Annotated in this window: 19 protein-coding genes; 7 read left to right on the top strand and 12 right to left on the bottom strand. The window is 59.3% G+C overall.

Translation table 11 applies throughout. The features are described from left to right. Position 1: 1 nt before the first annotated feature. The 4 genes from kdpC to BLQ92_RS36215 are packed head-to-tail and all read left to right on the top strand — an operon-like array spanning position 2 to position 5,023. Positions 2-679 carry a potassium-transporting ATPase subunit KdpC gene (gene kdpC, locus BLQ92_RS36200; protein WP_090694976.1) on the top strand — a complete coding sequence of 226 codons (678 nt, stop codon included), beginning with the start codon at positions 2-4 and terminating at the stop codon, positions 677-679. Between the two features lie 15 nt (positions 680-694). Beyond that, positions 695-2,779, top strand: a complete 2,085-nt coding sequence (gene kdpB / locus BLQ92_RS36205) for a potassium-transporting ATPase subunit KdpB (protein ID WP_090694981.1) — start codon at positions 695-697, stop codon at positions 2,777-2,779. Positions 2,780-2,825: 46 nt separating this feature from the next. After that, positions 2,826-4,325, top strand: a complete 1,500-nt coding sequence (locus tag BLQ92_RS36210) for an ATP-binding protein (protein ID WP_090694984.1) — start codon at positions 2,826-2,828, stop codon at positions 4,323-4,325. Then, positions 4,322-5,023: a response regulator gene (locus tag BLQ92_RS36215; RefSeq protein WP_090694988.1), complete on the top strand. Its 702-nt coding sequence runs from the start codon at positions 4,322-4,324 to the stop codon at positions 5,021-5,023. Before BLQ92_RS36210 ends, BLQ92_RS36215 begins: the two co-directional genes overlap by 4 nt. Positions 5,024-5,715: 692 nt before the next feature. Here the strand turns inward: BLQ92_RS36215 and BLQ92_RS36220 are convergent. Together BLQ92_RS36220 and BLQ92_RS36225 are read right to left on the bottom strand one after the other, a co-directional pair. Next, positions 5,716-6,477 (bottom strand): isocitrate lyase/PEP mutase family protein, encoded by a 762-nt coding sequence (locus BLQ92_RS36220; RefSeq protein WP_090694992.1) that lies wholly within the window; start codon positions 6,475-6,477, stop codon positions 5,716-5,718. Then, positions 6,464-7,522: a saccharopine dehydrogenase family protein gene (locus BLQ92_RS36225; protein ID WP_090694995.1), complete on the bottom strand. Its 1,059-nt coding sequence runs from the start codon at positions 7,520-7,522 to the stop codon at positions 6,464-6,466. The genes BLQ92_RS36220 and BLQ92_RS36225 overlap by 14 nt, the downstream gene beginning before the upstream one ends. Before the next feature lie 136 nt (positions 7,523-7,658). Here BLQ92_RS36225 and BLQ92_RS36230 point away from each other — a divergent pair, with 136 nt between their 5' ends. Continuing rightward, entirely contained in the window at positions 7,659-8,252 is a 594-nt protein-coding gene (locus BLQ92_RS36230; protein ID WP_090694998.1) for a TetR/AcrR family transcriptional regulator, read from the top strand. A 242-nt stretch (positions 8,253-8,494) separates the two neighbouring features. Here the strand turns inward: BLQ92_RS36230 and BLQ92_RS36235 are convergent, their stop codons facing one another. Together BLQ92_RS36235 and BLQ92_RS36240 are read right to left on the bottom strand one after the other, a co-directional pair. Then, entirely contained in the window at positions 8,495-8,932 is a 438-nt protein-coding gene (locus BLQ92_RS36235; protein WP_090695002.1) for a YciI family protein, read from the bottom strand. A 324-nt stretch (positions 8,933-9,256) separates the two neighbouring features. Then, positions 9,257-10,141 carry a LysR family transcriptional regulator gene (locus tag BLQ92_RS36240; protein WP_090695005.1) on the bottom strand — a complete coding sequence of 295 codons (885 nt, stop codon included), beginning with the start codon at positions 10,139-10,141 and terminating at the stop codon, positions 9,257-9,259. A gap of 128 nt (positions 10,142-10,269) precedes the next feature. On the opposite strand from BLQ92_RS36240, the gene argC reads away from it, so the two are divergent. Then, on the top strand, positions 10,270-11,199 hold the full coding sequence (gene argC, locus BLQ92_RS36245) for an N-acetyl-gamma-glutamyl-phosphate reductase (RefSeq protein WP_090695009.1): 930 nt from the start codon (positions 10,270-10,272) through the stop codon (positions 11,197-11,199). A 177-nt stretch (positions 11,200-11,376) separates the two neighbouring features. On the opposite strand, the gene BLQ92_RS36250 is transcribed toward argC, so the two are convergent. The 8 genes from BLQ92_RS36250 to BLQ92_RS36285 all read right to left on the bottom strand — a co-directional run bounded on the left by BLQ92_RS36250 (position 11,377) and on the right by BLQ92_RS36285 (position 17,556). Next, the gene (locus tag BLQ92_RS36250) at positions 11,377-11,778 is read right to left on the bottom strand and encodes a hypothetical protein (protein WP_090695012.1); all 402 of its coding nucleotides are present in this window, start codon (positions 11,776-11,778) and stop codon (positions 11,377-11,379) included. Positions 11,779-11,869: 91 nt separating this feature from the next. Continuing rightward, the gene (locus tag BLQ92_RS36255) at positions 11,870-12,085 is read right to left on the bottom strand and encodes a hypothetical protein (protein WP_090695016.1); all 216 of its coding nucleotides are present in this window, start codon (positions 12,083-12,085) and stop codon (positions 11,870-11,872) included. A 372-nt stretch (positions 12,086-12,457) separates the two neighbouring features. Beyond that, a complete protein-coding gene (locus tag BLQ92_RS36260; RefSeq protein WP_090695020.1) occupies positions 12,458-13,471 on the bottom strand; it encodes a class I SAM-dependent methyltransferase in 1,014 nt (337 codons plus the stop codon). Between the two features lie 453 nt (positions 13,472-13,924). Then, complete coding sequence (locus BLQ92_RS36265) at positions 13,925-14,740, bottom strand: hypothetical protein (RefSeq protein WP_090695024.1); 816 nt, start codon at positions 14,738-14,740, stop codon at positions 13,925-13,927. A gap of 107 nt (positions 14,741-14,847) precedes the next feature. Next, complete coding sequence (locus BLQ92_RS36270) at positions 14,848-15,612, bottom strand: ParA family protein (protein WP_090695028.1); 765 nt, start codon at positions 15,610-15,612, stop codon at positions 14,848-14,850. A 120-nt stretch (positions 15,613-15,732) separates the two neighbouring features. Then, positions 15,733-16,110, bottom strand: a complete 378-nt coding sequence (gene aac(6') / locus BLQ92_RS36275) for an aminoglycoside 6'-N-acetyltransferase (RefSeq protein ID WP_090695032.1) — start codon at positions 16,108-16,110, stop codon at positions 15,733-15,735. Between the two features lie 6 nt (positions 16,111-16,116). Beyond that, positions 16,117-16,677 (bottom strand): P-loop nucleotide/nucleoside kinase family protein, encoded by a 561-nt coding sequence (locus BLQ92_RS36280; protein WP_090695159.1) that lies wholly within the window; start codon positions 16,675-16,677, stop codon positions 16,117-16,119. An 87-nt stretch (positions 16,678-16,764) separates the two neighbouring features. Beyond that, positions 16,765-17,556, bottom strand: coding sequence for an AraC family transcriptional regulator (locus tag BLQ92_RS36285; RefSeq protein WP_090695162.1), 792 nt, complete (start codon positions 17,554-17,556; stop codon positions 16,765-16,767). A 131-nt stretch (positions 17,557-17,687) separates the two neighbouring features. Here BLQ92_RS36285 and BLQ92_RS36290 point away from each other — a divergent pair, with 131 nt between their 5' ends. Continuing rightward, entirely contained in the window at positions 17,688-18,572 is an 885-nt protein-coding gene (locus tag BLQ92_RS36290) for an EamA family transporter (protein WP_090695036.1), read from the top strand. Positions 18,573-18,701 lie beyond the last annotated feature (129 nt).

Consider the following 18,701-nt stretch of genomic DNA (forward strand, 5'->3'; position numbering starts at 1 on the left):
CATGAGCACTCTCGAACACGCCCAAATCTCTTCGCCAGCCGTCCCGCTGACTCGCGGCCTGGCGCGCCCCGCACTGGTGTCCGCGGTCCTGTTCATGGTGGTCACGGGCCTGGGTTATCCGCTGCTGACCACGGGCCTTGCGCAAGTGCTGTTTCACAAACAGGCGAGTGGCAGCCTGGTGGAGCGTCATGGCGCCGTGATTGGCTCTGCGCTAATCGGCCAGAATTTTACGCAGCCGGGTTATTTTCATCCGCGCCCGAGCGCGACTACTGGGCCCGACCCCAAGGATGCGAGCCAGAGCATTCCGTTCCCCTACAACGCGGCGCTCAGCGGTGGCAGCAATCTCGGCCCGACCAGCAAGAGCCTGATTGACCAGGTTCGCAACCGGGTTCATGTGTACCGCCAGGAGAACGGCCTTGGCGGCGACGTGCAGATTCCCGTCGATGCGGTGACGGCATCTGCGTCGGGGCTCGACCCGGACATCTCGCTGGCCAACGCCAGCCTGCAAGTGCCCCGTATCGCACGCGCACGCGGCTTGTCCGAACAGCAGGTTAGAACCTTGCTCGACGAACAGGCGTCGCCGCGTCAACTCGGCGTGCTCGGCGACCCTCGTGCGAACGTGCTGGCGCTCAATCTCGCGCTCGATGCGCTTATGCCGCAACCGTCCTCGGCAAAATAAGCGAGGAACCTCAATATGAATGCAAAAGAAGACTTTTCCACCGCTGAAATTGAAGTAACCCGCGCGTCTGTGGCCCCTCCGCTCTGGCGAGAGGTCGCCGTCGAGGCGTTGAAGAAGCTGACGCCACAGGCCCAGTGGAAAAACCCAGTGATGTTCGTCGTCTACCTGGGCAGCATCGTCACGACGCTGCTTTGGCTGCAGGCCTTGCGCGGCGAAGGGGATGCTTCGGCGGGTTTTATCCTTGCGGTGACGGTATGGCTGTGGTTTACCGTATTGTTCTCGAACGCGGCGGAAGCCCTCGCCGAAGGCCGTAGCAAGGCGCAGGCGGCGGCCTTGCGCGGCGCCAGGAAACGGGTTCTCGCGAGGGTCCTCGCCGAACCCCGCTACGACAGCGCGACCCATTTCGTGCCCAGCGACGAACTCGTGGCGGGCAAGATCGTGCTGGTGCTGGCCGGCGAGATGATTCCTGCCGACGGCGATGTCATCGAAGGTGTGGCGTCGGTTGACGAATCGGCCATCACGGGCGAATCCGCACCGGTGATCCGCGAATCGGGCGGTGACTTCTCTTCGGTAACGGGTGGCACCAGGGTGCTCTCGGACTGGATCATCGTGCGCATCACGGCCAACCCCGGCGAGGCTTTTCTCGACCGCATGATTGCCATGATCGAAGGCGCCCGCCGTGGCAAGACGCCGAATGAAACCGCGCTCACGATCCTGCTGGTGGCGCTGACCTTGGTGTTCCTGCTGGTGTGCGTCACGCTGCTGCCCATCTCGAGCTTCAGCGTGACCTTGGCGGGCGCCGGCAAGGTGGTCAGCCTGACCGTGCTGATCGCCTTGCTCGTCTGTCTGATCCCGACCACGATCGGCGCATTGCTGTCGGCCATCGGCATCGCCGGGATGAGCCGCATGCTGCGCGCCAACGTCATCGCGACCTCGGGCAGGGCTATCGAAGCGGCTGGCGACGTCGACGTGCTGCTGCTCGACAAGACCGGCACCATCACGCTCGGCAATCGCGCGGCTTCGGCGTTTCTGCCCGCACCCGGCATCACCGAACGCACGCTGGCCGACACGGCGCAACTCGCTTCGCTCGCCGACGAGACGCCCGAAGGTCGTTCGATCGTCGTGCTGGCCAAGCAACGCTTCGAGTTGCGTGGACGCGAACTGGGCGATAGCGTGCCGATCGCATTCAGTGCGCATACGCGGATGAGCGGTGTCGATTGCGGCGGGCGGCGGATTCGCAAAGGCGCAGCCCAGGCGATCCGCACCCACGTCCTCAACCTTGGGGGAAGCTGGCCTGCCGAGATCGAACGCACAGTCGAAGACGTGGCGCGGCGCGGCAGCACCCCGCTCGTCGTCGCGGACGAAGCTCGCGTGCTCGGTGTCATCGAACTCAAGGACATCGTCAAGGGCGGGATCAAGGAGCGCTTCGCCGAACTTCGCCGGATGGGGATCAAGACCGTCATGATCACGGGCGACAACCGCCTCACGGCTGCTTCGATCGCCGCCGAAGCGGGAGTCGACGACTATCTCGCCGAAGCGACCCCGGAGGACAAACTCGCGCTGATCCGCAAATACCAGGCCGAGGGCCGGCTCGTCGCGATGACCGGCGACGGCACCAACGACGCGCCCGCGCTCGCGCAGGCCGACGTTGCCGTCGCGATGAACAGCGGCACCCAGGCCGCGAAGGAGGCCGGCAACATGATCGACCTCGACAGCAACCCCACCAAGCTGCTGCGCGTGGTCGAAGTCGGCAAGCAGATGATCATGACACGCGGTGCATTGACGACTTTCAGCGTTGCGAACGACCTCGCGAAATACTTCGCGATCATTCCTGCTGCCTTCGTCGTGACCTATCCGGCGCTCGGCGCGCTCAATGTTATGGCGCTGCACAGCCCGGCATCGGCGATCCTGTCGGCGGTCATCTTCAACGCATTGATCATCGCCGTGCTGATCCCGCTCGCGCTCAAGGGCGTCAAGCATCGTGCGGAGCCCGCGCAACGCCTGCTGACGCGCAACCTGCTAATCTACGGGGTTGGCGGCGTGATCGCGCCGTTTGTCGGGATCAAGCTGATCGACTTGCTGATCACCCCGTTCTTCTGAGGCGGTCCTGCATGCGGGCGGATCGGCCTTGTACATAAAAGAGTCCATGTCCGCCGAACGTTTCTATTGGCCGCTCGTCCTGGCGACCCTGGCATGCGCCGCGACCACGGTCGTAGCGAGCCAACTGCTGCAGGTATTCGACCTCTCCAATGTGGTCGGGCTGTTCCTCTTCACTGTCGTGCTCGTGGCCCTGTGCCTCGGGCGCGTCGCCGGGGCCTGGACTGCGCTCCTGAGCGTGGCGAGCTTCGACTTCTTCTTCGTTACGCCGCGCTTCTCCTTCGCAGTATCCGACGCGCAATATCTGTTCACCTTCGTGCTGATCCTGGCCGTCGCGCTCGTGACCGGTCAACTTGCCGCGCAACTTCGTCTCAAGGCCCGCGTGGCAACTGCCGGGGAGCACCATGCGGTCGCCGTGGCGAGGGTTGCGCGCGAACTTTCGGGGGCGCTCAGGGTGGACCAGATCAGCGCGATCTGCTCGGGAACGATCGCGCCACTGTTTGCGGCCCGGGTCGCACTGGTGCTGCCCGATAGCAAAAACGAACTGGCCTGTGTTCACCTGGAGGACTTTGTCGATACCTCGATTGCGCAATGGTCCTACGATCACGTGCAGCCGGCGGGGATCAGCACGCCGACGCTGCCGGGCGCGAGCGCCCTGTATTTGCCGCTCAAGGCGCCGATGAGCACGCGCGGCGTGCTGGCGGTGCGCATCGATGAAACCGCCCGGCCCAGCGAACCGGCCGACCGCCGGCTACTGGAGGCCTGCTGTTCGCTGATTGCACTCGCCCTCGAGCGCACGCATTTTGTGGAGATCGCACAGGACACCCTGGTGCGCATGGAAGGCGAGCGACTTCGCAGCGCCTTGCTTGCCGCCGTCTCGCATGACCTGAAGACCCCACTCACCGCGATTCGCGGTCTGGCCGAAACGCTCGAACAGACGCCTGATTTTCCGGCTGCCGAGCGGGTCGGCATGTCGCGTGCAATCCGCATGCAATCGGAAAGCCTGCACCGCCTCGTCACGAATCTGCTCGATCTGGCGCGCATGCAAAGCGAAGGGGTGCGGCTCAACAAGGAGTGGAACGACTTGGGCGAAGTGGTGGGCAGCGCGCTCGCGCGACTGTTCGACGGGCTTGCCGCGCATGAGGTGCGAACCCAGCTCGCGCCGGATTTGCCCCTGATCGAGCTCGATGCGATCGCATTCGAACGGGTGCTCGTCAACCTGCTCGACAACGCGGCAAAATACACCCCGGCGGGTACCCGAATCGTGATTCGCTCCAGCGTCGCGGACAATACGCTGCATCTGTTCGTCGAAGACAATGGCCCGGGCCTGCCTGGTCTGAATGCCGAGCATCTGTTCGAACCGTTCACGCGGGGCATCAAGGAATCGTCAATCAGCGGGGTGGGACTGGGTCTTGCGCTCTGTCGCACGATCGTTGCGGCGCATGGCGGCACGATTCGCGCTCAACGGCTCACGCCGCATGGGGTGCGTTTCGAGATCTGTTTGCCGATCGGCACGCCGCCAGAAATCGAACAAGAGATATTTGCATGAACAAACCGCGCATTCTGCTCGTAGAAGACGAGGCTGACATTCGCCGCTTCATTCGCATCTCGCTGGAGCGCGAAGGCATGTCTGTATTCGAGGCAGCCGATGCCGCGCAAGGTCGCATCGACTCCGCGAGCCGGCAGCCCGATCTGCTGATTATCGACCTGGGCCTGCCGGATGAAGACGGCAAGCTCCTGATCCGCCAATTGCGTGGCTGGACGAGCGCGCCTGTGCTGGTGTTGTCGGCACGCGACCGCGAAGAGGAAAAGGTCGAGGCGTTGAACGCAGGCGCCGACGACTTTCTGACCAAGCCTTTCGGCGTGCCCGAACTGATTGCTCGAGTGCGCGCGCAATTGCGCCGGGCGAGCATTGTGACGAGCGGCGGGCCGGCATCGTCGATCGTGCGCTTCGGGGACATCAGCGTCGATCTTGCGACGTATGAGGTTGTCCGGGCGGACGAGCCGGTTCATCTGACGCCCACGGAATTCCGGCTGCTCGCCGCGCTGATCCGCGGCTATGGACGCGTCATCACTCACCGCCAACTGTTGATGGACGTGTGGGGACAGGGCTATAGCAACCGGCCGCAATATTTGCGGGTGTACATGGGCACGTTGCGGCAGAAGCTCGAGGCCGATCCAACCCGTCCCCAGCATCTGATTACGGAACTCCAGGTTGGGTACCGGCTGGCGGGGTTGGCGGTCTGAGTCGGGCTGATTCGCACGCGGGTTCTGAGCGTGCCGACCGAGTAACTTCTGTCGGGCCCGAAGACTCCCCGAATATCGTCGGCGCATGCCATCACGCATTCATAGTCTTGAACTGCATTGTGGTCTGAGAGAACCTGCAAGGACAGGAGAGGCGTCTCATGATCGCGAGGAGGTACGAAGGTCTCGGGAATGAAGGCTATTACAGGTGGACTCTCTGGTAAATGAGAAGAGGACTTCGCTCTGGTGAGTTCTAGATTGTCACCCATCTTTCTATCGCAGTCGAACGGCTGAAAGTGGCCGAGGGTACAACATCGGGCAGATCGCCGAAGCAGCGCACTGCCAAACGCGGTGATACGATTCGATGCGATTTTGCGAGCGGTGTCCGCATGGGTGGAGCTCACTCGCGAGGATCTCTGAGGCAGGCGTGAGGTAAGGCTTTGAGAGATGGCCCACGCGATTACCTACGCCGAGTAATTTTGTGTCCGCCCACTATCGACCCGTTCCTGCCCTTGACTTAGAGTTTGTACGAATGTCGCTGCGGCGCTCCAAAGCGGCCGTTCTGTTACTCGTTCCCGAGGGTCCGGGCCCCGCGATCTGATCGGCATTTCAATCGATCGAATCGCTATACAGCGCCTCATTGTCCGGCGCATAACCTGATCTCAGTCGGGTCCGAACACTGGCAAATGGATTTGCTAGCTGACGCCCTGAGCGGCCGCCGCGAGCGCTTTCATCGCCAACATGTAGGGATACGGGCCATGGCTGATTCGGGCGACGCCATTTTCCGCGAGTTCCGCGATGGAAGGCGTTTCTGCCAGACGCATGATGTTGACCGGGAGAGGTGATGCAGCCGTCAACTCGCGAATGAGCGCTGGCGATTGAAGGCCTGGCACGAAGAGACCGTCGGCCCCCGCTTTTGCATACGCCCGTCCTCGCGCTAGCGCTTCCTCGACCATGCGACTATCGTGCTCTTCCGGTGGGCGGGTGAAGAATACGTCAGTGCGCGCATTGATGAAATACTCAACTCCTGCGCGATCAGCAGCACTTCGCGCCGCGACGATACGAGCGGCCGCGTCCTCGACAGCGCGCAAGGCACCTGTCACAGGAAAGCTATCCTCGATGTTGCAACCGCTTGCCCCTGCTTCGATGCTGAGCGTTATCGTTTCGGCGACGTCGTCGAGTCTCTCTCCATAACCACTTTCCAGATCCACGGTGACCGGAAGGTCCGTCGCACGTACGATCTTTGCGAGCACCTCTATGACGAGCGCCCGCGGCATCTTTTCTCCATCGGGAAAACCGTTGGCCATGGCCACTGACCAGCTTCCTGTCGCCAGCGCAACGGCGCCTGCCTTGGCCACGGTGGCAGCGCTTCCCGCATCCCACACATTGAACAGGACCAGTGGATTTCCCGCGCGATGAAGTGATCGAAAATATGCATTCTTGTCATTGCTGCTCATGCTCGTTTCTCCTTGACAATATCGGGCTGGACACTGCGCCACAGGAAACCGCCACCGTATCGAGTGCGGCGAGAAAATCCCGGGCATCAAAAATTTCTCCTAGACTTACGACACCACCTCCCTGCGCGACCTTGTCGCTCAGGAGCCGAGCGGTCGCCTCCACGATGATCGGTGCACTGACCGCATAGATGTCACGTCCCGTTGCTGTGACTCGGCGCGTCGTTCCGCTCTGTTCGATGACCACATCCACAACGAATTGTTGGGCCGATCGTCCCTGCTCGTCGTGAGGCTGAGGCGCTGGCGTATTGGGATCGCGAATGTCGCGCAGGGCCGAGAGAGCGAACCAGGATTCAACCGTGTCGATGCGCAAATGACGCGAGATGGTGAGCACCTCCGTAAAAGGGAGCATCACCACGTCCGTGTTGCCGAACGGCGACCGGAAAGACCACACCCCTTCGGGCGCAGGCTGCGGAACAGGCACCAGTCGCCCCTCCTCCTGGATGAGCCGTGTTGCGCGATTGCGTTCGCCGGTCAGCCGCGTTCCACGCGTCGGATGCCAGCTGTCGAGGCCGATGGCGATATCGACCCTGTCGATAGCCTTATCTTTATCTGCGGCTGCCGTGACGAGCAAATCGGCAAGTCCACCATAGAACGCCGCTGCGGGGATGAGCGTCACCCCCGCAGCGCGTGCTCTCGTATCACGTTGCTCGATCAGCGCCTGGAGCGCGGGCTGTTCCGCCGTGACGTCGAGATAAGGAATCCTGGCGCGCAGCGCAGCATCGGCGACCGGCAACGCCGTATCGAGAAAAGGTCCGGCGCAGTTAATGACGGCGTCCGTGCCGCGAAGCGCCGCGTCGAGTTGCTCAGGATCGCCGATGGCAGCGACGCGCCATGGAGTCGAGTCACTGACACTGCTTTGCCTCAAGCGCGCAGCATCGCGCCCTATCCGGACTACGCCGAGCCCGCGCCGCTTTAATTCAGCGACAACAAAGCTTCCCGTGTGGCCTGTAGCACCGTACACCGCAACAGTCATTCGGTCGTTCATGGTTGACTCCGATACATGGTTGATTACGCTACAGACCTGTCTGTGTTTATAATACAGACCTGTAGCGCCGTCAAGCTTCGAGTGCTATGCTAGACAACAGTGTTTCGGCATAAGAAATCTTTGAGGTTGAACCAGAATGAAGAAGGGAGCACAAGCGCACGGACTCGCACCTGATACGCGTGAGCGCATTCTGCGGACCGCCAGCGAACTTTTCTATCGAGAGGGCACGCGTGCAGTTGGCGTCGACCTTATCGTGGCGCGGGCGGGTGTCGCCAAGACGAGCCTTTATCGTCATTTCGGGACGAAAGATGACCTGATCGAAGCTTTTCTTCGCCTTGAGGATGAAGACTTCTGGGGGCATTGGGATGCGGTTGCCGCGCAGCACAAAGGCGCGCCGCGTGAGGAACTGGACGCACAACTTCAATGGATTGGCGAACGGATTGCGCGTCCGGGTTATCGAGGCTGCCCGCAGATCAATATCGCCGCGGAATATGCGGACGAGAACCACCCGGCCCGCAAGGTCGCGGTGGCGCACAAGCAAGAACTGCGACGGCGACTCGCGGATCTGGGGCGAGCCTTGCGCGTCGAAGAGCCGGAGACTTTTGCTTTACGGCTAGGCACGGTCATCGACGGCGCACTCAGTAGCGGGCAGGCGCTGCACGCAGAGGGACCCGTACGGTTCCTGCAGGAACTGGCGCAAATACTGATCCCGAAAAAAGCAAAGAGGTAACCCACGCATTCTGTTGCTCAAAGCTTGCGCTTCGTTCTCAGTCGAAAAGGCCCGAGTCCTCTGGCTGAGACGACGGCTGCGCTGCAGCGGCATATTGGGACTACTCGACGAACTGGTCAGTGACGGTATTTTCTGGACGGCTTGCAATCGCCGCTCCGTCCAACGGCTCCACAGTAGTTGTCAGCGGACATTGGCAAGTATTTCGGGAATGACTGTTCATGGCCGGATTCCGTAAGTGGCCTTCACTTGCGCGCCTGCCAAACCGACTCGCTCCAGGTCGGTGCCGCTGTCCGGATGATGTCGAGGACATCTGGCGGGACGTCGCCCGCTCCGGTAAGTTGGCGCACCTCCAGTACATCGTCCGTGCCGAGACCGGATGGCGCGCGCAATGCCCAGGAAATCGCCTCCTCAAGCGATCCAACTTCGATGATGTAAAAGCCACCGACCAGTTCCTTGGACTCGGCAAATGGACCATCAACGATGTAGCGTTTCCCCTTGCTAACCGCAATTCGCGCTCCGGGCGCTGCTGGGTTCAAGCCTTCGGAAGCCACCAGGACACCGGCCTTGTGCATCTCCTCGTTGAACCTCATGTATGCCGTGAGAAGGGTCTCGTCCAAACCGCCACCGGCATCCGGCTCCTTATTGTCTGCGCTCGCCTGGGCTGTGATGATGAATCGCATCGTTGTTCTCCTGAGTTGACTGGTGCTTCAGGACTACGACGAACGAAGGGTTATCGAATCGACACGTTGCGGCCGATTTCGATGATTCCTGTCGCAGCCCACCAGGCCGATGACGCGCGCCTCTGTAAGACTTGAAATAATAGGGATCCCAGCATACCCGAAAGAATACGTTCACGACGGGCAGCTAGTGGCCAAACGCAGGCGAATACCAAACCAACGTTGCGCCCTGCCTATCATCGATCTGCATCCGGCGCGGGTCGACCCGCGCCGGTCGGTCGAATTTCTACAAACCGGCCATTCGCCCGACGCAGCAAATCGCAACGCCTACGCCAATCGCAGATCCCACAACACATCGAGTACGTGTTGCGTTGAACGCTCGACGTTGCCGGCACGATGCGCAATGCCGAGCCGACGCCACAACGCCGGGCGTAGCGGACGCATGGCGATGCGCGTGTCGGGTAGCGGGATAGTGGCCTCGTGGGGCAAAAGCGCTGCGCCGTAACCTGCCGCTACCAGACTCTTGATGGCGTCGTTGTAGTTGAGCTGAATGCGCGGCGCAGGATGTTGCCCTCCGATCGCAAACCACTCCGCAGTCAGACGCGAGAGACGCGTGGTCGCGTCATTGAGAATGAGGGGTTGAGCGGCGAGCCATCCAGGCGTGACGCGCGCCGGACACCGCCAGTGCGCTGGCACAAAGGCCATCACGGGGTCACGGCGCCAGGGCTTTATCACGAGTCCAGCCATCGCAGGCTGAGGTAGTGCGACCAGCCCGACATCCAGCGTCCCGTCCGCCAAGCGGGTTAGCGTTTCTTGCGAAGTCAGTATCGCGATCTGAACGTCGATAGCGGGATGATGCTTGCGCAGCACGTCAAGTGCTTCAGGCAGCAGGTGCGCAATCGCGCCGGTCGATGCTCCAAGCCGAACGCGTCCGCCAAGCCCTTGAACCTGGCGCTGAACCTCGTCTAGCGCCTGTTCCGCGTCGGCCAGCAATCGACGCGCGCGTTCGATCAACAACTCGCCCGTTGCCGACGGCCGAATATGGCCCCGCTTCCGCGACAGGAGCGGAGCCCCGATGCGGTCTTCCAGATCAGCGATGTGGAGGCTAACCGTCGGTGGTGCCAGATTCAACGCGCGAGCCGCGTCGGCAAATGAGCCTTGGTCGGCAATAACGACCAGAGTGCGCAAGCGGTCCAGACTGATCTCTCGCATATAGCCGTCCAAATTCAGAGAAACTGAATGTTTGCGTTGTGAAATTCAACTTTCGCTATTTTAGCGGTGCGCGGAAGATAGCAGCCTGCTTTTACCTGTTATTGGCCAGCCAACGGAGCATTCCACCCATGAGCTCTCCCCTTGTTTTCATCGACGGCGATCAAGGCACCACCGGATTGCAAATTCACGAACGGCTTCGCAACCGGACCGATCTGACAGTGATAACGCTTCCCGCGGCGGAACGGAAGGATTCCACGCGTCGCGCCGAAGCCATCAACGCCTGCGACATCGCCATCCTCTGCCTGCCCGATGCCGCTGCGCGCGAGGCGGTGGGCGCCATTGTTAATCCCGCCGTCAGAGTCATCGACGCGAGTTCTGCTCACCGCACACAGTCGGACTGGACATACGGCTTTCCGGAAATGACACCCGGACAGGCTGAGCGCATTGCGAACGCACGCCGGGTCACCAATCCCGGTTGCTATCCGACAGGTGCAGTTGGCTTGCTGCGCCCCCTGCTGCAGGCTGGGTTGATACCGGGCAACTACCCAATCAGCATTTACGCTGTGTCCGGCTACTCTGGTCGCGGGCGTGCCGGCGTGGAGGAACATGAGGGACAAGGTGCCGCCAACGCGCTTCCATACCAGGTGTATGGTCTGGAACTCGCGCACAAGCACGCGCCGGAGATCCAGCAGCACGCCGGCCTCGCGCAGCGTCCGATCTTCGTCCCTGCGTATGGAGCGTTCCGACAAGGGATCGTGCTGACGGTGGCCCTGGATTTGCGGCTGCTTGCGCCTGATGTGGATGGCGCCACGTTGCACGCATGCCTCGCACGCCACTATGCCGGGGCGGCCCACGTACAGGTCTTGCCGCTCCGCGAATCGTCCGTCTTGAAGCACCTGGACCCACAGGTATTAAGCGGCACGAACGACATGCGCCTAAGCGTGTTTACTAACATCGAGCACGGGCACGTCCTGCTGTCCGCGGTTTTCGATAATCTCGGCAAAGGCGCATCCGGCGCTGCGGTTCAGAATCTGAACCTGATGCTCACGCAGCAATAGCAGCCAATGGCTCGAGCTAACGTTCGGCTGCACTGATATGCCAACGATTGTTGTCGATCTAAACGTGGCCGTCGAATGTCTCATACTGGGCCGGAGTCCGACGACGACCGGCTCTGATCGACCCGAAGCTGACTTTCAGTATTTCCGAGAACGGTCATTCAGTCGCCTATCGGCTGCCTATGAGGCGTATAGCTTCCCGTCCTCGTCGACCCAAATGACACCCGGGATCATGTAAAAATAAACTGTTAGCTCTGGATCGTTTGCATTCGATACGTGACGCGGCCATTGGGCCACGAGCTGGCGAACAATCTCATCGGGGGGCTCGTGCCACTGTGCATCTCGATCGTAGATAGTGTATCGAGGATGTGGATTCGCAGGAGACGTATAGCAGTCAGCTCCTGGTGCAATGAACATGATCTTGCCCTGATCCAGCAATTGTCGTACTACGTCAAAAAATGCAGCTTTATGCTCATCGAATGAGAAGGTTGGATTCCAGTGCCTAATCGAGTCAAAGAGCCCTGTGATCCAAAGACCAAATGAATCTCGAATAATCTCATCAATGTGGTCTATCTGCTTCATTGCTGAACACCAGCCTGTGCAAGGTTGATCGGGAACTGTTCGTCCTATCGGTCGTCCGTTCGTACCACCGTTCACCGTTTCAGTGCATGAGCTACGATTTCGCGCAGTCCTTCAGCGCCGCCTTTATGGAAAGTAGGGACAGTTCATCGTCAATCACGTTGGACAGACGTGAACGCAAGATCATAAGGATTTCCGTTCCAGTGGCTCCTTGAGACATTGCAGCCAGAAGCTGCTCTGCGTGCCCCTCAAAGCCGGCATCGGCAAGACGCCGTGCCAGCTCTCTGGTGTCATCGAATACGTGCGTCATCTGTAGGTCCGATCAGAAAGAGAAAGGAATTCTAACGGCGGCTAGAGCGAGCGATTCTGGCGGCCTACGTCTCCAGCAGCACGAACGGCTGGCCGTCGTTTGTTGCTTGCCAGTGTCGACGATCCAGACCGCGCTGCCGAACATCCGCTCATGGATATACCCCGATGGCGACCGCCCCAGCTCGACCCGCTCCTGCCTTTCATCTTTCTCCTAAGCAGACACTCCGCTCGCATCAATCAATACAGATCGTCCACGTGTACTTCGGCTCGCCAGCACGCGTATAAGGTTCGGATCAGATCAATTGAGCCGGTCACTTACCGTCGCAAGTGACCGGCTTCTCGTCAAAAAGCCAAACACGCCGACTAACTTACTTTAAGCTCGCCGAGCGACATCTGCTTCGGCACTTGGCGACAGGTTCGGCTTGATGCCGCTGACGAGATACATCAATGCTGCACCGCCAAGCACAACGGATCCAGCACCGATGGCCTGCGCATATCGTGTTTGGTTCTCAACATCTCTCGCCCACAGTGCATCGAATAGCGAGGCATCGCCGCCTCCGGCAACAAAGAACCCCCGCGTCTCTGATTTCCGAGCCGGGTCGTCAGCTTGTTGCCACGCTTTCATACCGTCAACAATGATTCGTTGCTCCGCTCGTTCGTACGGCGGATAAAGCGGAATAGCCTTATCCGATATCCATGTCCGTATTTGCTTGAGGCCGACCTGATTGAAATAGCCGGGAACAAGTCCGCCGAGTGAATGATCCCCGCGCCCCAGTACTCGACGTCCACGCTCGATTGTCAAGGCGAACTCGTAACCTTCCGCACATTCTTTCGAGGTGAATTCGTCGCCGAACGATGAGCGCATCGTTGTCGCACACAGGTTGTCGGGTTCTACACAAAGAAGCAATCCGCCTGGCTTCAGAACACGAAGCATCTCGCGCATCGCGTGCTGAGGATCGCTTACGTGAATCAACACTGTCTGGCACGTGACGAAGTCAAAACTGGCGTCAGCGAATGGAAGTGATAGCGCATCGCCATACTCGACACGAACGTCCAGTCCTCGATCACGCATCGTGGCTGTCCATGCGGGAGCATCGCGCACCCACTTCGGATCGGCGTCCACGCCACGCACTATCGCACCTGCGGCCAGGTGTGGCGCGATGATCCGCGTCCAATGCCCCAATCCGCATCCGACATCGAGCGCGGAGTGCTTCGATGCCAAATTCAACCGCTGGGCGATCAAATTGACGAAATCCGCGTTCCACCAATGATCGCGGTAATCGCCGAAATACTCTTCTGAATGACCTGTTTCGTTCATGCTATTGACCTTTTGATTGTGCATACGCTCGACAAACGAGCGAAAAAACACGCTCGGCAGAAAACTCATGCTAAGCGGCTTATGTGTGGCAATACGCACAAGGTCAAGTTACAAGGACAAATTCCTGCTTCAGTTGCTGATCTGGCCTGCAAAGGTACTCGGACGAAATACGGGGCGCAATATCTCCTTGCGCGCGGACACGCGCGATATGAACGGTTGCGAAATGCCTAATGACTGTCGACAATCTACGGATGCATGCCGATTGACCGTTGTTGGCCGGGTGCCGACTCATGCAAATTGCATACGCAGTTCAACCTCGCTAGGCTGCGATCGGCAGCACGCGACCCGAAGCTGTCTCTCGACGTTCTCCAAAGCGGTACTTGGTTTGTACATCAACAATTGTGCTATGCGTTTAGCCCTTTGTTCGGAGCTTGATTGCCGCCTGACGGTCGGATGTATTGACATTTTCATGTGCCTCGGGGCGTTCTCGATCCGCCGTTCAATCGCTGATTTCGATTAATGCTATTGAGCCGAGCGTCTCGGTATCGGTATGGATCGCGTGATAACAAACGCGGCTTTTTCAAGTTTTGCTGTGTCTTGCTCGGGTGGCACGCCTTGCGCACGGTCAGGGGCGTACACGTTGTCCAGCGTGGATTGCAGTAAGCCCTTGGAATTTTTGTCGTTCGCCAGTTTGATGGTCACCGCTCCGCCAGTCTCGGTTGCTGTCCTGGCCAAGATTTGTTGCTGAATGATGTAGTTGTTGACCTCGGCCCTCGCAGTCATCCCGACGCCTACGAAACCAATCATCATCCGATACTTCGGATCATCGGGCGGGAGTTTGCCGACCAGCGCATCATATAGCCGCCGATCATTGTCATAGTTGCGAAAGTAACTGAGACCATGACTTAGATCTCCGACCAGTTCGCCCGGCGATGCGGCGACCACATCGGAACTGATCACAATTTGCTTGATGCCGTCAGGGAGCACCAACATCTTCGCCCCGCTCCAATCCTCCTTCAAATCGCCAAATGGCAACGCCGTATGCGCATTAACGGCATCTCGATAGTCGCTCAACTCCGAAACCATTAGCGGACTCGCGTTGATGAGATTCAGGATTGGTTCGGCAGGCTTTCCGAGCACTCCCCACATCGACTCGTCGCCCGAGAGCCGATTCCCGGACTGGCTAAGTTGAGGTATCTGAGCTACCGCACCCTCGTTTTTTGAAACGGTCGCGGCGTCCAGCTGGACGGCAGCCGCGATTCCATCGCTCCCATACAAAACACAAGCGAGTACCAATACACCTTGAACAAAGCGTTTCGTCCTAATGGTTTTTTTCATTTGCTTTCCGGTTCATTGTCGCGGACACGCCGCCAAATTGTCATCGATCCTGCCCGCCGCGTCGAACGACCGCTGCTGGCCGGGAGCGGTCCTCCCCCGGCGTCCCCTCACGCGACCAATTCCCGATGCAAGGCCCGATATTCCTGCGAAAGTTTGTGCCCAGGCTCGAGGTGAATGAGCGGTTTTGCCTGCTGATGCGATTCGCGGATCTTCACAGACGAAGACAGCCGTGAAGCCAGCACCGGCAAGCCCTCACCGATAAGCTCATCAACCAGCTTTTGGGGCAGGCTCGCGCGCGGCTGAAACTGGTTGATGACAATCCCTTCCACCTCCAGCGCGTCGTTGTGGTCCTGCTGGATCTCCTTCACGTTTTCCAGCAAGGTGTAAAGCGCGCGCCGGGAAAAATCGTCGCAGTCGAACGGAATCAGGCAACGCTCGGCCGCGATCAGGGCGGAGCGCGTGTAGAAGTTCAAGGCAGGGGGCGTGTCGATGTAAATCGCGTCATACATGTCGAGTTCGTTGAGCGCGTCACGCAACTTGTAGATCTTGTAACGGGATTCTAGTTTGCCATGCAGCGTGTCCAGATCAGGATGAGCGGGCATGACGTCGAGGTTCTCAAACGGTGTCGGATGAATGAACGATGTAACTTCGACAGGCTTGAAGCTGAACGTGAGCGCGGTTTCAAAGAAGCCGGCCACGGTGGGACTGGCCTCGCCGACCTGCGAGCCGAGCAGGTATTGGCTTGAATTCGCCTGAGCATCCAGGTCGATGACCAGTGTGCGGATACCTTCGCTGGCGCTGATGGCCGCCAGGTTACAAACTATGGTCGATTTACCTACGCCACCTTTCTGATTGAATACGACGCGCCGCATATTCTCCCCTTGAACGGAAGCCACCCAGGAGCGCTCAGCATACCTGAGCCAGCGGAGCTGGGTAGATGCGATCGGTTATTTTGTGGCGGGGAAAACGGTGCCGGTGAACGGCGAAGCCCGTCACCGCGATAGGCGTTTGCGGAAAAAGACCACACGCTCGGTTTCCTCGAAGCCAAGGGCACGGTGCAACGCCTGAGCGTAGACGTTGTCGATCTGTGTATCGGACCCGAATTCTGTACAGGCGTGCGCGGAGCCCCATTGACCAATGGCGGCACACAATGCTCTCGCGATACCTGCCCGGCGCGCATCTGGGAGGACGTAAATGCCTTCGAGAAAGAGTACGGGCGACGTCTTGCAACCGTTGACGTAGTCGTGACGCACTGCGGCCTCGGCGAAACCAACTGGCACGTTGTCGTCAGAAAATGCGATCAATGCGGCATAGCGATGCTGCTCGGCAATCAGTCGCTGAGTTTCGAGAATGTGGTCGTCGAGGCCCACGCGTTGTTAAGGCGTGTCTCCGGAAAGCGAATTTTTCGTACGCGAAAGCATTCGAGTTTCCCGAGGTGGCATCGACAGGCGGCGGGTAATTGTTTCGACGGCCTGCTCAACGGAAACGTTAGCTGTGTCGACTACAAGATGCTCCGAGTCCCATGGATCATATCGACGTTCGAGCACGTTCTTCCAGGTCGGCAGCGTGTGGCCAGAGATATCGGGCTGGCGCCCCTCGACCCTCAGACGGTGCGTTGTCGTGTCGGAACAAATCAACTCGATCTCGAAGATCCGCACACCCGCCTCGAGCGCCACCTTTCTCCAGGCAGCACGCGTAATCTGCAACGAATTGACCGAGTCTGCGACGACGGTCAACCCAAGACGTAAGTTATCGCCCGCAACAGCATATGCGGCCAGATAGCCGTCAGGTCCGATATCTGCCCGACCGCTCCCGGACGAGATGAATGCCTGTTCCAACGTATCGATACGCAGATAAACTGCGGCGAGCTTGCGAGCGAGTGTTTGCGCGACCGTTGTCTTTCCGGTTCCCGGCAGTCCTCCGAAGGCAATCAACATTTTCGACGCTCCCTGTATTCGGATCTCGGCCTCGTTCGGCCAACCGTTGCAATACATCTTTGGCTGCGGCTTGAACGGCTTGACCTATCACCCCATCCAGCGTGAATTTACTTCCACGTACTGGCTCGGCGTTTCGCCAAGCACACGGCGGAATGCGGCGGCAAACGCGCTCGGACTCGCGTAGCCGAGATCCAACGCTACCACGGTCACTGGCTGCCCCAGGCTCAGCCGTTTGATCGCAGCCAATAAGCAAACCTGTTGCCGCCATTCTGCAAAACTTACGCCGGACTGGGCTCGGAACAAGCGCGTGAAGGTCCGCCGGCTCATTCCCGCTTCGGCCGCAACGGTATCCAGATCAATTGCGATCGAGGGCTCGACGAATATGCGCCGGCACACTCGTGCGAGACGAGGATCGGCGGGCAGCGGGGCGTTCAGCGAAAGCTGCGGCATGGTCGCTATCTCTGCAACCAGTAATGCCATCAATTTGCCGGCGCGTCCGTCATCGTCGTAAAGAGCGGGCAGATCAACAGCCTCGTCGAGCAGTTGCCTCAATAGCGGTGAAACACCATACACGCCACACTGGTCAGCCAGCCCGGCCGCTCGTGATGCCTCGTCCGAGACGAACGTGTTTAGCATCGTTACCGCGCCGCTCATCGTCATTTCGTGTTCGACACCCGCTGGCACCCAGCACGCCCGCTGCGGTGGCACGAGCCAGTTGCCCTCAGGTGTCGAGAGACTGATTGCGCCACGAGAGGCAAATGCGAATTGCCCACGCCGATGCGAGTGCGAGGGGTATGTCGAACCGGCCGGATAGTCGTTCACGGTCATGACAACGCTGCGAGGAATGTCCTCGTACGGATCGAGCATCGTATTGAGCATAGCGTTAAGCATGGCCCAAATTCTACAGCGATTGACCCGGTACCGAAGGCGGGCCATCTCCGTCGCTTTTACGATGTAACGCATGAGCGTTGAATAACGCACGTCAAAGCATGTCGTTACCTGGAGAAAGCATGGAGAAGAAGCATCTTGCCCTCGCGTTACTAGTCACATTGGTATGGGGCACCAATTTTCCGATCACCAAGCTCGGTTTGGACTCGGTGGACCCGTTTGTGCTGACCGGAATCCGCTTCGCGCTGGCTGCGATTCCGTGGGTGTTTTTCATCCGCAGACCGTCGGTCCATTTCGGCTATGTCGCGGCGTATGGGTTGATATTTGGCGTCGGCATGTGGGGGGCGATCAACTACGGAATCGCAGCGGGGGTCGCGCCGGGCATCGCGTCGCTGATCATCCAGCTCAGCGCATTCTTCACGATGTTTTGGGGAGCGTTTCTGTTTCGCGAGACCTTACGCCCTGCGCAATGGGTTGGCGCAATCGTGGTTCTGTTTGGGCTAACCGGGATCTTTCTGGCTCAGAAAGGCGCACATCAGATCTTTGGTATCGCGTTGATCGTTCTAAGCGCGGTCGCATGGAGCGTTGGCAACGTGATCATCAAAAAGTCCGGAGTCAAGGAGATCTTTTCCTTCATGGTCTGGGCCAGCCTGTTTCCGCCGGTTCCTTTACTGCTCGGTACCTGGTGGCTAGAAGGAGGGCAGCCATTCCTGACGAGTTGGCGAAACATGGGTGGAGTGGCCTTGTTCTCGCTGGTGTTCCAGGTTTACCTCGCGACGCACTTTTCGTACTGGGGTTGGAACTCGTTGATGAAGTTGTACCCCGTTTCGACGGTTGCGCCGTTGTCGCTCATGATTCCAGTCTTTGGCATCGTCACTTCAATTCTATTGATCGGTGAGCAGATGCATCCTCTCGAGTTGGTCTCGATTGCGGTGATTATCGCGGGCCTTGCAATAGGGATATACAGGAAGAGCGATGTACGAATGCCGGCTCGTGCCACTTCATAGGACATACCTTGCTGTTGAGGACATACGCAAGCGTTCCGCAATATAAGCAGGGCAGGGGAAACCAGCGGACGGCCGACGATCTCGGCGTTGAGGTCCACTGGTCAGCCCGGCGATGATGTAAGCGTCGCC

The sequence above is a fragment of the Paraburkholderia phenazinium genome (genome assembly GCF_900100735.1).
Classification (GTDB): Bacteria; Pseudomonadota; Gammaproteobacteria; order Burkholderiales; family Burkholderiaceae; genus Paraburkholderia; species Paraburkholderia phenazinia.

What these genes read in the sequence shown, in the direction of transcription:
- BLQ92_RS36225 (WP_090694995.1), bottom strand. Translation starts at nt 7,522, where the DNA reads ATGAACGACCGAATGACTGTTGCGGTGTACGGTGCTACAGGCCACACG.
- BLQ92_RS36250 (WP_090695012.1), bottom strand. Translation starts at nt 11,778, where the DNA reads ATGAAGCAGATAGACCACATTGATGAGATTATTCGAGATTCATTTGGT.
- BLQ92_RS36210 (WP_090694984.1), top strand. Translation starts at nt 2,826, where the DNA reads ATGTCCGCCGAACGTTTCTATTGGCCGCTCGTCCTGGCGACCCTGGCA.
- BLQ92_RS36220 (WP_090694992.1), bottom strand. Translation starts at nt 6,477, where the DNA reads ATGAGCAGCAATGACAAGAATGCATATTTTCGATCACTTCATCGCGCG.
- BLQ92_RS36260 (WP_090695020.1), bottom strand. Translation starts at nt 13,471, where the DNA reads ATGAGTTTTCTGCCGAGCGTGTTTTTTCGCTCGTTTGTCGAGCGTATG.
- BLQ92_RS36230 (WP_090694998.1), top strand. Translation starts at nt 7,659, where the DNA reads ATGAAGAAGGGAGCACAAGCGCACGGACTCGCACCTGATACGCGTGAG.
- BLQ92_RS36215 (WP_090694988.1), top strand. Translation starts at nt 4,322, where the DNA reads ATGAACAAACCGCGCATTCTGCTCGTAGAAGACGAGGCTGACATTCGC.
- BLQ92_RS36240 (WP_090695005.1), bottom strand. Translation starts at nt 10,141, where the DNA reads ATGCGAGAGATCAGTCTGGACCGCTTGCGCACTCTGGTCGTTATTGCC.
- BLQ92_RS36255 (WP_090695016.1), bottom strand. Translation starts at nt 12,085, where the DNA reads ATGACGCACGTATTCGATGACACCAGAGAGCTGGCACGGCGTCTTGCC.
- BLQ92_RS36265 (WP_090695024.1), bottom strand. Translation starts at nt 14,740, where the DNA reads ATGAAAAAAACCATTAGGACGAAACGCTTTGTTCAAGGTGTATTGGTA.
- BLQ92_RS36285 (WP_090695162.1), bottom strand. Translation starts at nt 17,556, where the DNA reads ATGCTCAATACGATGCTCGATCCGTACGAGGACATTCCTCGCAGCGTT.
- kdpB (WP_090694981.1), top strand. Translation starts at nt 695, where the DNA reads ATGAATGCAAAAGAAGACTTTTCCACCGCTGAAATTGAAGTAACCCGC.
- BLQ92_RS36290 (WP_090695036.1), top strand. Translation starts at nt 17,688, where the DNA reads ATGGAGAAGAAGCATCTTGCCCTCGCGTTACTAGTCACATTGGTATGG.
- BLQ92_RS36235 (WP_090695002.1), bottom strand. Translation starts at nt 8,932, where the DNA reads ATGCGATTCATCATCACAGCCCAGGCGAGCGCAGACAATAAGGAGCCG.
- kdpC (WP_090694976.1), top strand. Translation starts at nt 2, where the DNA reads ATGAGCACTCTCGAACACGCCCAAATCTCTTCGCCAGCCGTCCCGCTG.
- BLQ92_RS36280 (WP_090695159.1), bottom strand. Translation starts at nt 16,677, where the DNA reads ATGTTGATTGCCTTCGGAGGACTGCCGGGAACCGGAAAGACAACGGTC.
- BLQ92_RS36270 (WP_090695028.1), bottom strand. Translation starts at nt 15,612, where the DNA reads ATGCGGCGCGTCGTATTCAATCAGAAAGGTGGCGTAGGTAAATCGACC.
- argC (WP_090695009.1), top strand. Translation starts at nt 10,270, where the DNA reads ATGAGCTCTCCCCTTGTTTTCATCGACGGCGATCAAGGCACCACCGGA.